The 13,043-nt window shown below is 68.7% G+C and carries 12 protein-coding genes and 1 pseudogene; all 13 read left to right on the plus strand.

The features are described 5' to 3' along the window. Positions 1–105 precede the first annotated feature (105 nt). The 13 genes and pseudogenes from flhF to ROV95_RS14370 all read left to right on the plus strand — a co-directional run bounded on the left by flhF (position 106) and on the right by ROV95_RS14370 (position 12,963). The gene (gene flhF, locus ROV95_RS14310; protein WP_312544973.1) at positions 106–1,722 is read left to right on the plus strand and encodes a flagellar biosynthesis protein FlhF; all 1,617 of its coding nucleotides are present in this window, start codon (positions 106–108) and stop codon (positions 1,720–1,722) included. After that, a complete protein-coding gene (locus ROV95_RS14315) occupies positions 1,709–2,596 on the plus strand; it encodes a P-loop NTPase (RefSeq protein WP_005409532.1) in 888 nt (295 codons plus the stop codon). The genes flhF and ROV95_RS14315 overlap by 14 nt, the downstream gene beginning before the upstream one ends. Continuing rightward, complete coding sequence (locus tag ROV95_RS14320) at positions 2,593–3,336, plus strand: RNA polymerase sigma factor FliA (RefSeq protein WP_019659593.1); 744 nt, start codon at positions 2,593–2,595, stop codon at positions 3,334–3,336. Before ROV95_RS14315 ends, ROV95_RS14320 begins: the two co-directional genes overlap by 4 nt. Before the next feature lie 57 nt (positions 3,337–3,393). After that, entirely contained in the window at positions 3,394–3,786 is a 393-nt protein-coding gene (gene cheY / locus ROV95_RS14325; RefSeq protein ID WP_019659592.1) for a chemotaxis response regulator CheY, read from the plus strand. Then, positions 3,786–4,391 carry a protein phosphatase CheZ gene (locus tag ROV95_RS14330; protein WP_019659591.1) on the plus strand — a complete coding sequence of 202 codons (606 nt, stop codon included), beginning with the start codon at positions 3,786–3,788 and terminating at the stop codon, positions 4,389–4,391. The genes cheY and ROV95_RS14330 overlap by 1 nt, the downstream gene beginning before the upstream one ends. Positions 4,392–4,393: 2 nt before the next feature. After that, a complete protein-coding gene (locus ROV95_RS14335) occupies positions 4,394–6,226 on the plus strand; it encodes a chemotaxis protein CheA (protein WP_312544976.1) in 1,833 nt (610 codons plus the stop codon). Between the two features lie 103 nt (positions 6,227–6,329). Beyond that, entirely contained in the window at positions 6,330–7,070 is a 741-nt protein-coding gene (locus ROV95_RS14340; RefSeq protein ID WP_010482457.1) for a flagellar motor protein, read from the plus strand. A gap of 1 nt (position 7,071) precedes the next feature. Continuing rightward, positions 7,072–7,917, plus strand: a pseudogene (motD, locus tag ROV95_RS14345) (flagellar motor protein MotD); the annotation flags it as partial. A 175-nt stretch (positions 7,918–8,092) separates the two neighbouring features. Further along, positions 8,093–8,875 carry a ParA family protein gene (locus ROV95_RS14350; RefSeq protein ID WP_019659589.1) on the plus strand — a complete coding sequence of 261 codons (783 nt, stop codon included), beginning with the start codon at positions 8,093–8,095 and terminating at the stop codon, positions 8,873–8,875. Beyond that, the gene (locus tag ROV95_RS14355; RefSeq protein ID WP_312544979.1) at positions 8,872–10,089 is read left to right on the plus strand and encodes a chemotaxis protein CheW; all 1,218 of its coding nucleotides are present in this window, start codon (positions 8,872–8,874) and stop codon (positions 10,087–10,089) included. Before ROV95_RS14350 ends, ROV95_RS14355 begins: the two co-directional genes overlap by 4 nt. A 169-nt stretch (positions 10,090–10,258) precedes the next feature. Continuing rightward, entirely contained in the window at positions 10,259–10,567 is a 309-nt protein-coding gene (locus ROV95_RS14360) for an STAS domain-containing protein (protein ID WP_019659587.1), read from the plus strand. After that, positions 10,564–10,929: a response regulator gene (locus tag ROV95_RS14365; RefSeq protein ID WP_005409521.1), complete on the plus strand. Its 366-nt coding sequence runs from the start codon at positions 10,564–10,566 to the stop codon at positions 10,927–10,929. The genes ROV95_RS14360 and ROV95_RS14365 overlap by 4 nt, the downstream gene beginning before the upstream one ends. 45 nt (positions 10,930–10,974) lie before the next feature. Then, the gene (locus tag ROV95_RS14370; protein ID WP_058980002.1) at positions 10,975–12,963 is read left to right on the plus strand and encodes a chemotaxis protein CheA; all 1,989 of its coding nucleotides are present in this window, start codon (positions 10,975–10,977) and stop codon (positions 12,961–12,963) included. The last annotated feature ends 80 nt before the right edge of the window (positions 12,964–13,043 follow it).

The following is a 13,043-nucleotide window of genomic DNA, read 5'->3' on the forward strand; positions in this document are numbered from 1 at the left end:
AACCAACGCAACAGACAGATACCAAGGGGAACCCGCACCGTGCAGACCACCGACCACCCGAGTTCCCCGGCCGCCACTCCGCCGTCTTCGCCTCGTGACCACAGCATGAAAATCAAACGATTCGTCGCCGCCGACATGCGTTCGGCCATGAACCTGGTGCGCAAGGAACATGGTCCTGATGCCGTGATCCTGTCCAACCGCCGGATCGAGGAAGGCATCGAGATCGTCGCCGCCGCCAACTACGATGAAAGCGCCGTGCAGCGTGCGCTGGAAGCCTCGCGCCGCGACGTGGCGCCGCCGCCGGCGCCCAAGCCGCGCACCGCCGCCGATGCGGTGATCGCCGCCGTCACCCGCCGTCGCAGCGCCACCCCGGCACCGGAGCCGGTCGCCGCCACCACCTCGGCGGTGGCCGCCCTCGCCCGCGCCGCGGTCGGCGCCACCGGCCGCACCCTGGACAGCGCCGACGAGATCGTGCCGACCCGCGGCAGCACCGGCTTTGCGGCCACCCTCGCGCGTGCCGCCGTCAACGAACCGGCGCTGCCGGAACAGATCTTCGCGCCGTTCGCCGAGGCCATCGTTGCACCGGCCGCCGCCGTGCCGGCCAACCGCGCCCGCTTCCCGATCGATCCGCCGCACGAGGCGCATCACGAAAGCGTGGCGCCGGCCGTGCAGCCGCCGCCGCTGCCGACCGCTGCCGTCGCCGACGCGCAGCCGGCCAGCGCCGCCAGCGAACCGGCGTTGGCCGATGCCATTGTCGAAACCGCGCCGGCCCCCACCCTGGCTCCGGCTCCGGTGCTGACGGTGGTCGCCCAGGACGACGCCGAGATCCGCCAGTTGCGCCAGGAAGTGGCCGGCATGCGCCAGGTGATCGAGCGCGAGATGAACCGCTTCACCGACGAGCGCCTGCGCGGCTGCCCGGTGCGCGCCACCGCGTTGGACCTGATGGACGAATATGGCTTCGATGCCGGCCTGGCCCGCGACGCGGCCATGCAGATCCCGCTGGAGACCGAAGCCCATCGTGGCCGCGGCCTGATGCTGGGGCTGATCTCGCGCAAGCTGCCGATCGCCCCGGTCGACCCGCTGGAAGAAGGCGGCGTGATCGCCCTGGTCGGCCCGACCGGCGCCGGCAAGACCACCACCATCGCCAAGCTGGCATCGCGATTCGCCGAGAAGCACGCGCCGCGTGACGTCGCCCTGGTCACCACCGATACCGCCCGCATCGGCGCCCGCGAGCAGCTCTACGGCTACGGCCGCCAGCTCGGCATCGCGGTGCACGAGGCCAACAGCGGCACCGACCTGGACCAGCTGCTGGAACGCCTGAAGGACTACAAGCTGGTGCTGATCGACACCGCCGGGCTGGGCCCGCGCGACCGCGCGCTGGCCGCCCAGCTGCAGTGGCTGCGTGCCGCCCGCCAGGTGCGCACCCTGCTGGTGCTGCCGGCCAATACCAGCTTCGGCGACATGGACGAGGTGGTCCGCCGCTTCGGCGCCGCCAACCTGCAGGGTCTGGTGCTGAGCAAGCTGGACGAGACCGGCCGCTTCGGCAACGCCCTGTCTGTGGCCGTGGACCATGCCCTGCCGATCACCTGGGTGACCGATGGCCAGGACGTCCCGGAGGACCTGCATAGGGCCAGTGCAGCCAATCTCGTACTTCGCCTTGAAGATTTGCGCCGAGCGGCCGATATGCCCTGCAACCCGGAGTTGAACCATGCCGTCGCGTGAGTACGCCAAGCTGACCAAGACCTTCCCGTTGTCGGCCACCCGCAGCGAGCCGCTCGGCCCTGTGCGCACCATCGCGGTGACCGGCGGCAAGGGCGGCGTGGGCAAGACCAACGTCTCGGCCAACCTGGCTGTGGCGCTGGCGGGCATGGGCAAGCGCACGCTGCTGCTGGACGCCGACCTGGGCCTGGCCAACATCGACGTGATCCTGGGCTTGAACCCCACCTTTACGCTGGCCGACCTGGTGGCCGGCCGCTGCTCGCTGGACGACGTCATCGTCGAAGGCCCGAACGGCGTGCTGGTCGTCCCGGCCGCTTCCGGCCGCCGGCACATGGCCGAGCTGGCCCCGGCCGAGCATGTCGGCCTGGTCAACGTGTTCTCCGAACTGGAACGCGAGCTGGACATCATGGTGGTCGATACCGCCGCCGGCATCACCGACGGCGTGCTGACCTTCTGCCAGGCCGCGCAGGACACCGTGGTGGTGGTCTGTGACGAACCGGCCTCGATCACCGACGCCTACGCACTGATCAAGGTGCTGTCGCGCGAGCGCGGCGTGGACCGCATCCAGGTGGTGGCCAACATGGTGCGCGACCCCAACGAGGGCCGCGTGCTGTACGAAAAGCTGACCCGCGTGTGCGAGAAGTTCCTCGCCGATGTCTCGCTGAACTACCTGGGCTGCGTGCCGCAGGACGACTGGCTGCGCCTGTCGGTGCAGCGCCAGCAACCGGTGGTGAAGGCCTACCCGTCCAGCCCGGCCGCGCTGGCGATCACCGAGATCGCGCGCCGCACCGCACGCTGGCAGGCGCCGACCGAACCGCGTGGCGGCGTCGAGTTCTTCCTCGAGCGCATTCTCAAGCAGCGCGGGGTGGCCGCATGAAAGGCGCAGCCCAGTACCGGGAGGTCCAGCGCTCGGCGGCCAACGAGGTCATCTCCCAGCACTCGGACCTGGTGCGGCGCATCGCCCACCACCTGGCCGCACGCCTGCCGGCGAGCGTGGAGGTGGACGACCTGATCCAGGCCGGCATGATGGGGCTGATCGAAGCGTCGCGCAGCTACGACGCCGACCAGGGCGCCTCGTTCGAGACCTACGCCTCGATCCGCATCCGCGGTTCGATGATCGACGAGATCCGCCGTGGCGACTGGGTGCCGCGCTCGGTGCATCGCCGCGCACGCGACGCCGCTGCCACCATCCGCCGCCTGGAACAGAGCACCGGCCGTGCCGCCAGCGCCACCGAAGTGGCCGCCGCGATGGAGATGCCGCTGCCCGAATACCTGCGGCTGATGGAAGACGCCGCGCGTGGCCAGGTGCTGAGCCTGGAGTCACGCATCGAGGACCAGGGCGAGCTGGATACCGTCGCCCAGGGCGGCCCGACCCCGCAGCAGGTGCTGGAGCGCGGCGAGTTCGGCCGCGAGCTGGGCAAGGCCATCGGCCACCTGCCCGAGCGCGAACAGCTGGTGCTCTCGCTCTATTACGAGCAGGAACTGAACCTGAAGGAGATCGGCGCGGTGCTCGGCGTGAGCGAGTCGCGGGTCTGCCAGATCCACGGCCAGGCCGTGCTGCGCCTGCGTGGACGATTGAAGATTTTCGAGGCGGCCGACGCCGGCCTGGAAGAGTGAACATGCCCGAGGCGGCTGCCCCCGGCCACCCGGAATGAACAACAAAGGAACTCTGCTTTGAACAAGAACATGCGCATCCTGATCGTCGACGACTTCTCGACCATGCGTCGCATCGTCAAGAACCTGCTGGGCGATCTTGGCTTCACCAATACCGCCGAAGCCGAGGACGGGCATGCCGCGCTGTCGCTGCTGCAGAGCCAGTCGTTCGATTTCGTCGTCACCGACTGGAACATGCCGGTGATGACCGGCATCGAGCTGCTCAAGGCGATCCGCGCCGATGCCAAGCTGAAGACCCTGCCAGTGCTGATGGTCACTGCCGAAGCCAAGCGCGAACAGATCATCGAAGCCGCCCAGAACGGCGTGAACGGCTACATCATCAAGCCCTTCACCGCGCAGACGCTGGAAGAGAAGCTCGGCAAGATCTTCGAACGCCTGGCGGCCAGCGCCTGATGGATACCACGGTCGACAAGAACGCTCTGGCCCTGCGACTGCAGGAAGCCCTGGACGCACTGGAGTCCGGTGACGAAGCTGCCTGGCGGCAACGCATCGACGGACTGGTCGCGCTGCGCACGCAGCCGATGATGAGCGGCCTGTCGCGGCTGGCCCGCGAGCTGGGACAGGCGCTGGGTGAACTGCCGACCGTGCCCAGCGAGGCCGGTGAGCTGGATGACGCCTGCGCGCGCCTGGACCACGTGGTGGCGATGACCGAACAGGCCACCCACCGCACCCTGGACCTGGCCGAGGAATGCCGCAGCCTGACCGAACAGCTGCGTGCCGAAGGCCTGCAGCCAGGCCAGGACGCGCAGCTCGAGCGCATCCGCCACAACCTGACCGAGATCGCCCTGACCCAGAGCTACCAGGACCTGACCGGGCAGATCATCCGTCGCGTGGTCGGCATCGTCCGCCGCGTGCACGAGGGCTTCGGCGCACTCGGCCTGCCGCCGGAACAGCATCGCACCGACCCGGCACTGGCCGGGCCGGCACTGAAGGGACTGGACCGCCACGCGGTCTCGCAGAACGACGCCGACGACCTGTTGTCGGATCTGGGGCTGTAAGCATGAGCGCGGTATCCGACGACATCACTGCCGATTTCATCATCGAGGCGCAGGAGATCCTGGACCGCCTCGGCGAACAGCTGGTGTCGCTGGAGCAGGCACCGCAGGACAGCGACCAGCTCAATGCGGTGTTCCGCGGCTACCACACGCTCAAGGGCGGCGCCGGCTTCCTCGGCGTCACTGCCATGGTCGAGCTGTGCCACGCCGCTGAGGAGGCGCTGGGCGCGGCGCGCGCCGGCCAGGCCGTGCTGCAGGCCCACCACTTCGACGCGGCCCAGCAATCACTGGATTACCTGCAGTCGATGCTGGACGCCGTGTCGTCCGGCACCGAGCCGGGCTATGCGCCGCCGGACCTGATCGCCCAGTTCGACGTGCACGGGGGTGCCGTGGCTGCGCCCGCCGCCGCAGCAGCACCCGCCGCGGGGGGCAGCGACCTGATCACCGACGACGAATTCGAGGCGCTGCTCGACCAGCTGCACGGTGGCAATGCTCCGACTGCGATCGCGCCGGCAAAAAAAGCCGACGACGGCCTGATCAGCGAGGACGAGTTCGAAGCCCTGCTCGACCAGTTGCACGGTGGCGCCGCACCGGGTGCCAAGCCTGCTGCAGTCCTGGCACCGGCGCCGGCGCCCGCGCCGCGCCCGGTCGCTGCACCGGCACCCGTGGCCAAGCCGGCGGCCAAGCCGCTGGCCGAGGCCGAACACACGGTGCGCGTTGATACCAAACGCCTGGACGCGATCGTCAACCTAATCGGCGAACTGGTGCTGTCGCGCAATCGGCTCAAGACCCTGCGTGCACGCCTGCGCGATGAAGAGCTGGACCGCGCCGTGTCGACGCTGGATATCGCCACCGCGCGCCTGCAATCGGCGGTGATGCGCACCCGCATGCAGCCGGTGGGCAAGGTCTTCTCGCGGTTCCCCAAGGTCGCCCGCGACGTTGCCCGCTCGCTGAAGAAGGAAGTGGACCTGGAGCTGATCGGTGCCGAGACCGAGCTCGACCGCAACCTGGTCGAGGCCCTGGCCGACCCGCTGGTGCACCTGGTCCGCAACGCCATCGACCATGGCGTGGAAATGCCCGACCTGCGCGAGGCGCAGGGCAAGCCGCGGATGGGCCATGTACGCCTGTCGGCGCAGCAGGAAGGCGACTACGTCAGCATCGAGGTGCAGGACGATGGCGCCGGCATCGACCCGGAGAAGCTGCGCGCCAAGGCGCGCGAGAAGGGCCTGATCGATCCGGAAGCCGGCGCCCGCCTGAGCAGCGAGGAGTGCCTGCACCTGGTGTTCCTGCCGGGCTTCTCGACCAAGCAGCAGGTCACCGATATCTCCGGCCGTGGCGTCGGCATGGACGTGGTGCAGTCGCGCATCCGAGAACTGAGCGGCCAGATCCAGATCCAGTCGGAACTGGGTCGTGGCAGCCGCTTCCTGATCCGCGTGCCGCTCACCCTGGCGATCCTGCCGACCCTGCTGGTGCAGGCCGGCGAGGACGTCTACGCGCTACCGCTGGCACGCGTGATGGAAGTGCTGCACGCGCCGCGCACCTCGCTGGGCTGGTTCGATGGCCGCGCCGTGCTTGATCGCCGCTCGCACACCCTGCCGCTGGTCGACCTGCGCCAGTGGCTGGATGTGACGCCGGCCGCGTCAACCCTGCTGACCATCGTGGTGCTGCAGGCCGGCGAAGCCCGCTTCGGGCTGGTCGTGGACCAGGTGCGCGGGCGTGAGGAAGTGGTCATCAAGCCACTGCCGAAGGCCCTGCGCGGCCTGCGCGGTTATGCCGGTGCAACCTTGATCGGCGATGGTCGCATGGCCCTGATACTGGACGTGGACGGGCTGCGTTGAACCCCGCCAGGGCCATGCCCGGCGACCCGAAAAACTGTGACTACCGTCTGTACGCGATCTACCGGTGTCTCAAGTCCCATTCATACACGCCGATACCGGAACCATGGATAGACTCAGCCTCATTGGACTCTTTCTCGCCCTGGCCTCGCTGGTCGGCGGCAGCATCCTCAAGGGCGCCGGCCTGGCGTCGTTGTGGTCGCCTGCGGCGTTCGTGATCGTCATCGTCGGCACCGTCGCCGCGATCCTGCTGCATACCTCGCCGGCGGTGTTCAAGCATGCGTTCAAGATCGTGCGCTGGGTCGTGCGCCCGCCACACAGTGATCGCCGCGAACTGATCCAGCAGATCGTTGAGTGGAGCAACATCGCCCGCCGCCAGGGTCTGCTGGGTCTGGAATCGCAGGTGGAAGCGCAGCAGGACCCGTTCCTGCGCAAGGGCCTGCAGCTTCTGGTGGACGGCGTCGAGCCCGAATCGATGCGGCACATGCTGGAAATCGAACTGGGCAGCCAGGAACACCAGGACCAGGCCGGCGCCAAGGTCTTCGAAGCGATGGGCATCTACGCCCCGACCCTCGGCATCATCGGCGCCGTGCTCGGCCTGATCGCGGTGATGAAGAACCTGGCCGACCCGAGCAAGCTCGGCCACGGCATCGCCGCCGCGTTCACCGCCACCATCTACGGCATCGCCTCGGCCAACCTGCTGTTCCTGCCGGTGGCTGCCAAGCTCAAGAGTGTGATCTCGCACAACACCCGCGACCGCGAAATGGTCATTGAAGGGCTGATTTCGATCGCCCAGGGCGAGAACCCGCGCAACATCGAAACCAACCTTTCCGGCTTCCTGCACTGACATGACCCGCCGCAAGCACCACGAAGAGCATGCCAACCATGAAGCATGGGCGATCCCCTATGCCGACCTGATGACGCTGCTGCTCGCCTTCTTCGTGGTCATGTACGCGATCTCCTCGGTCAACGAGGGCAAGTACCGGATCATGGCCGACGCGCTCACCGATGCCTTCGGTGGCGCACCGCGCACCATCAACCCGGTGCAGGTGGGGAACAAGCAGGTGCAGGGTGGCGGCTGGGACAGCCCTTCGGTGATCAAGTCCGGCACCAAGATCGGCCCCTCCGCGCCGGCGCCGTCGCACGACCCGACCCTGCTGCCGTCGATGGCCTCGCAGATGCGTATGCCGGTCTCCGTGCACAACCAGGAACAGATCGCCCGTGCCGAGCGCCAGCTCAACAGCATCGCCGACCGCCTCACCGCTGCATTGGCGCCGCTGATCGACCGCGGCATGATCAGCGTGCGCCGCACCGAGTTGTGGATTGAAGTGGAGATCAACAGCGACATCCTGTTCCCCACCGGCTCGGCCGCGCTGGACGTGCATGCACGGCAGACGCTGGCCAGCCTCGCCGAGGTGCTGCGTGACGTGCCCAACAGCGTGCGCGTGGAAGGCCACACCGACAACGTGCCGATCGCCACCGCCACCTTCCCTTCGAACTGGGAACTGTCGGCCGGCCGCGCGGCCAGCGTGGTGCACCTGTTCGCCGACCAGGGCGTGCAGCCGTCGCGGCTGGCGATGGTCGGCTATGGCCAGTTTCGTCCGCGCGAAGAGAACGACAGCGCGCAGGGGCGCAACCGCAACCGCCGGGTGATGGTCATCATCCTGGCCGACACCTCGCATTCGGTGGATCCGCTCGGCCAGCGCCTCAATGCGGCCACCGGCGCCGTCGACAACAGCACCACCGAACAAGCCGCCGCAACTCCGGCCAGCGCCCCCACCTCCCCCATCGCACCGGTGAAGTTGCCGCCGGTGCCGGCTGGCAGCCGCGTCGGCGCCGCCGTTCCCCCGGCAATGAAGGAGTAAACCGATGCGCATCTGGGCAATCGCCAACCAGAAGGGCGGAGTCGGCAAGACCACCACCACCCTCGCCCTCGGCCGCGGCCTGGCCGCGCTGGGCCATCGCGTGCTGCTGATCGATCTCGATCCGCACGCCTCGCTCAGCCGCGCCTTCGGCGTACCGGTGGATCCGCCGCCGGCCGGCGTGCTGGAACTGTTCGGCGCTCCGCCGGCCGATCTTTCCAGCCTGTGCCATGCCAGCAGCATCCAAGGCCTGGACTATGTCTGCGCGCAGTCGGCGCTGGCCACGCTGGAGCGCCGCAGCGCCAACCAGCCCGGCCTCGGCCTGGCCCTGCAGAACGCACTGGCGCGCCACCAGGGCCAGCACGACTACATCCTGCTGGACTGTGCCCCCACCCTTGGCCTGTTGATGATCAACGCGCTGGCCGCTGCCGACCGCCTGATCATCCCCACCCAGGCCGAGCCGCTGGCCCTGCATGGCCTGGACGGCATGGTCCGCACCGGCGAGATGGTCGAGCGCTCGCGCCGCCGCCCGCTGCCGATCTCGATCCTGCCGACCCTGTTCGACCGCCGCACCCGCGCCGGCAACGAGTCGCTGCGCACCATGCAGGATCGCCATGGCACCCGCGTGTGGGAAGACGCCATTCCGATCGACACCCGCATCAGCAATGCCGCAGGCCTGACCCTGCCCAGCGTTGGTGAGGAGTACCCGGGCCGCGGCCTGGCCGCCTATCGCCGCGCACTGAACTGGATCCTCGGTGAGGATGCCCGCGCCCTGGAGCAGGCCGCATGAACAGCACCGGCGTACTGGACGACTATCTGGACGAACTGCTGGGCGAAGCGATCGCTCCGGCCGTCGTGCTTCCAACGCCTGACAGCGTCGCCCCGGCCCCGGCCCCGGCCAGCATATCGCAACCGGACCATGAGCCGACCTGGGATGACCTGCCGGCCGAGGTGATCTACGAAACCGACACCGTCGCCGCGGCGCCTGCCGCGGACAACGCCGCGCTCGAAGCCGCCTTCGAGGCCGCCGCAACGGCCGGGCGCGAACCCACCTGGGACGATCTGCCTGCCGAGGTGATCTACGAAACGGAGACTGTTGCCGTTGCACCGGCAGAGGACGACGCAACACTGGAGGCCGCCTTCGAGGCCGCCGCAATGCCGGTCGCCGCTCCCGAGCGGGAACCGACCTGGGATGATCTGCCTGACGAGGTGATCCACGAGACGGCCCAAGCCAAGGCCGGCCCGGAGCCCACCTGGGACGACCTGCCCGACGAAGTGATCTACGAGACCGACGCGGCCGACAGCCAGCACCTCGCCCACACTGACAGCCCCGGCCTGCAGGCTGCGTTCGAGGCCGCTGCCGGCGGCGCGGATGTCCCCACGCCGCCCCCGGCCGTGGTAGCGCCCCCGGCGCCGCGCCCTGCGCCCGCGCCTGCCCCGGCTGCGCCCGCTGCCGTCGCGCCGCCGCCCCGCGTTGCCGTGGATGCCCCGGCCACCAACCGTCCCGGCACCTGGCAGGAACTGCAGGCACAGGCTCTCCAGCCCGCCAGCAGCCCGCATCCGCAGAACCGCCGCGCCGGCGAGCGCACCTCGCGCTGGCTGCGCCTGCGTTGCGGCACCCAGGCTTATGCGCTGGAACTGCTGAAGGTGCAGGAAGTGGTGCTGCCAGTTCCCCTGCTGCCATTGCGCGGCACCGCACCAGCGATGCTCGGCATCATGAACCTTCGGGGCCAGGTGGTACCGGTGATGGATCTCGGCCTGCACCTGGGTGCGGCCGCTGCCGAAGACGATTCGCAGACCCGCATCGTGGTGCTGGAGGAAGACGGCGAAACCATCGGCCTGCGCGTGTCGGCAGTGGAAGATGTCGCCAACCTTACCGACTCGCAGATCGAGCCGCCTGATACCGCGCGCATCTGCCAGATTTCCAACGACCTGTTCCGTGGCGTCGCCCGGGTCAGCCAGCGTCCGATGATCCTGCTCGACGCCACACGGCTGTTGAGTTGAGTCGGCGCTTTGCGCCGACGCGTTGCCTGTCGGGGACTGCAGGTGCCGATGCGCAGCATTGGCATCTCCCGTCCCCGAACAACAACGCATCGGCGCACCGCGTCGATTCCCCTAAAGAACCCTGCCGGGGTGCCGTTATGGATCACGGAACCGTTTGTCCGGAGCAACGATGAGCACTGTCGAACTGGGTGGGGATCTCGGCATCGAGAGCAGCACCGAGCTCAAGAACCGCCTCGCCCCGCTGGTGGCGCAGGCAGGCGAGCTGACCCTGGATGCAAGCCAGGTCGCCCGCATCCACACGGCCGCCGTGCAGGTGCTGTGTGCATTCGTGCAGGCCCGCCGCGAGGCAGGCCTGGGCACCGGCTTCCACGGTTGCACCGCAACCTTCCGTGACGCCGCGCGCCTGCTGGGCGTCACCCAGGCCCTGGGCCTGGACGCAACCCATGACAACCTGAAATCTGTGGAGAACGCTGCATGAGCGCACGTATCTTGGTGGTGGACGATTCGGCGTCGATGCGCCAGATGGTTTCCTTCGCCCTCACCTCGGCCGGTTTTGCCGTCGAAGAAGCCGAAGACGGCGCGGTCGCGCTGGGTCGCGCCAAGGGCCAGCGCTTCAACGCGGTGGTCACCGACGTCAACATGCCGAACATGGACGGCATCGCGCTGATCCGCGAACTGCGCCAGCTGCCGGACTACAAGTTCACCCCGCTGCTGATGCTGACCACCGAATCGGCCGCCGACAAGAAGTCCGAAGGCAAGGCCGCCGGTGCCACCGGCTGGCTGGTCAAGCCGTTCAATCCCGAACAGCTGGTCGCCACCGTGCAGAAAGTGCTGGGCTGATCGCCCCGCACCGCTCCCCTTCTTCGCTTCCGGACCGCCACTGCCATGAGCATGGACCTGCAACGCTTCCACGCCACCTTCTTCGAGGAGAGCCGCGAAGGCCTCGACGCGATGGAGGCTGGCCTGCTGGCCCTGGAATCGGGGCAGCAGGACGCGGAGATCATCAATTCGGTGTTCCGCGCCGCCCACTCGATCAAGGGCGGCGCCGGCACCTTCGGCTTCGATGCCATCGCCGGCCTGACCCACGTGCTGGAAACGCTGCTCGATGAGCTGCGTGCCGGCAAGCGGGCGCTGGAAGGCCATGCCGTCGACGCCATGCTGTCTTCGGTGGACGTGCTTCGCGCCCTGCTGCGCGAAGCCGAACACGGCCAGGCTGCCGACCCCGCCGCTGTCGCCGCAGTGAAGGCGCGCCTGGAAGCCGTTCTCTCCGGCCAGGCCGCATCGAGCGCTCCGGTCGCGGCAGCGGCCAAGGTGGACGATACCCCCGAAGCCTGGCAGATCGGTTTCACTCCGGCGCCGTCGCTGTTCATGAGCGGCAACGACCCGCTGCGCATCATCCGCGAGCTGGAACACCTCGGCTCGCTGCAGGTCGCCGCGCGCATGGAACGCCTGCCCGGCTTCGCCCAGCTCGACCCGCTGGAGGCCCACCTGGCGTGGGATCTGGGCCTGGTCGGCAAGGTGCCGCGCAGCAAGATCGAAGACACCTTCGCCTGGGTGCTGGACGACTGCGAACTGGACATCCGACCGGCCGCGCCGCCAAGCCTGGCCACCCAGGCCCCGGCCGCAGCGGCCCCCGCTCCGGTCGCAGCGGCACCGTCGGCACCGGCCGTGCCTGCCGCCAGCGGTGGTGCCAGCCAGGAAGCGGAAACCTCGATCCGCGTCAGCGTCGACAAGGTCGATGCGCTGATCAACCTGGTCGGCGAACTGGTCATCACCCAGGCCATGCTCAAGCAGGTCTCGCACGCACTGGACCCGGTCCACGCCGAAAGCCTGTTCGCCGGCCTGGACCAGCTTGAACGCAACACACGCGACCTGCAGGAAGCGGTGATCGGCGTGCGCATGCTGCCCGTCGATGCGGTGTTCCGCCGCTTCCCGCGCCTGGTCCGCGACCTGTCCAGCCGCCTCGGCAAGCAGGTGCGCCTGCGCACCGTCGGCGAAGGTACCGAGCTGGACAAGGGCCTGATCGAGAAGATCGCCGATCCGCTGGTGCACCTGGTGCGCAACTCGATCGACCACGGCCTGGAAATGCCCGACGTCCGCCGCGGTGCAGGCAAGGACGAGACCGGCACGATCACCCTGGCGGCCTCGCATCAGGGCGGCCATATCGTCATCGAAGTCAGCGACGATGGCCGTGGCCTGGACCGCGCCAAGATCCTGGCCAAGGCTCACGAACGCGGCCTGGCCGTGCCGGACAACCCGACCGATTCGCAGGTCTGGGACCTGATCTTCCAGCCAGGCTTCTCCACGGCCGATGCGGTCACCGACCTGTCCGGGCGTGGTGTCGGCATGGACGTGGTCCGCCGCAACATCCAGGCACTGGGCGGCGAGGTGCAGATCGAAAGCAGCCTCGGTACCGGCACCCGCACGCTGATCCGCCTGCCGCTGACCCTGGCCATCCTCGACGGCATGACCGTAGCGGTGGCCGGCGAAACCCTGATCCTGCCCTTGGCGTACGTGCTGGAGGCGCTGCAGCCGCAGGCCGAGGACATCCGCAGCATGGCCGGCGAGGGCCGCGTGCTGCGCGTGCGTGGCGAGTACCTGCCGATCCTCTCGCTGAGCGAGTACTACGGCTACGGCAACCGCGCACCCGGCAGCGAATCGCTGGTGGTGGTGGTCGAAGGTGATGGCCAGAAGATCGCGCTGGAGGTGGACGAACTGGTCGGCCAGCAGCAGGTCGTGGTGAAGAACATCGAGAACAACTACCGCCGCATCGGCGGAGTATCCGGCGCCACCATCCTCGGCGACGGCCGGGTCGCGCTGATCGTCGACATCGGTGGGTTGGTGCGCTCGCTGCGGATGCCGCAGGCGGCCTGATCCACGCTGCATGCGAACCATGGACCGCCGCCCCTCGGGGCGGCGGTTTTCGTTTGTGTTCGGCCTGCCAGGGGGGTCAG

Origin of the sequence: Stenotrophomonas maltophilia group sp. msm1, assembly GCF_032025805.1 — a bacterium.
GTDB classification, from domain to species: Bacteria; Pseudomonadota; Gammaproteobacteria; order Xanthomonadales; family Xanthomonadaceae; genus Stenotrophomonas; species Stenotrophomonas hibiscicola.

What these genes read in the sequence shown, in the direction of transcription:
- ROV95_RS14360 (WP_019659587.1), top strand. Translation starts at nt 10,259, where the DNA reads ATGAGCACTGTCGAACTGGGTGGGGATCTCGGCATCGAGAGCAGCACC.
- ROV95_RS14350 (WP_019659589.1), top strand. Translation starts at nt 8,093, where the DNA reads ATGCGCATCTGGGCAATCGCCAACCAGAAGGGCGGAGTCGGCAAGACC.
- ROV95_RS14340 (WP_010482457.1), top strand. Translation starts at nt 6,330, where the DNA reads ATGGATAGACTCAGCCTCATTGGACTCTTTCTCGCCCTGGCCTCGCTG.
- ROV95_RS14315 (WP_005409532.1), top strand. Translation starts at nt 1,709, where the DNA reads ATGCCGTCGCGTGAGTACGCCAAGCTGACCAAGACCTTCCCGTTGTCG.
- ROV95_RS14370 (WP_058980002.1), top strand. Translation starts at nt 10,975, where the DNA reads ATGAGCATGGACCTGCAACGCTTCCACGCCACCTTCTTCGAGGAGAGC.
- ROV95_RS14365 (WP_005409521.1), top strand. Translation starts at nt 10,564, where the DNA reads ATGAGCGCACGTATCTTGGTGGTGGACGATTCGGCGTCGATGCGCCAG.
- ROV95_RS14320 (WP_019659593.1), top strand. Translation starts at nt 2,593, where the DNA reads ATGAAAGGCGCAGCCCAGTACCGGGAGGTCCAGCGCTCGGCGGCCAAC.
- ROV95_RS14355 (WP_312544979.1), top strand. Translation starts at nt 8,872, where the DNA reads ATGAACAGCACCGGCGTACTGGACGACTATCTGGACGAACTGCTGGGC.
- ROV95_RS14335 (WP_312544976.1), top strand. Translation starts at nt 4,394, where the DNA reads ATGAGCGCGGTATCCGACGACATCACTGCCGATTTCATCATCGAGGCG.
- flhF (WP_312544973.1), top strand. Translation starts at nt 106, where the DNA reads ATGAAAATCAAACGATTCGTCGCCGCCGACATGCGTTCGGCCATGAAC.
- ROV95_RS14330 (WP_019659591.1), top strand. Translation starts at nt 3,786, where the DNA reads ATGGATACCACGGTCGACAAGAACGCTCTGGCCCTGCGACTGCAGGAA.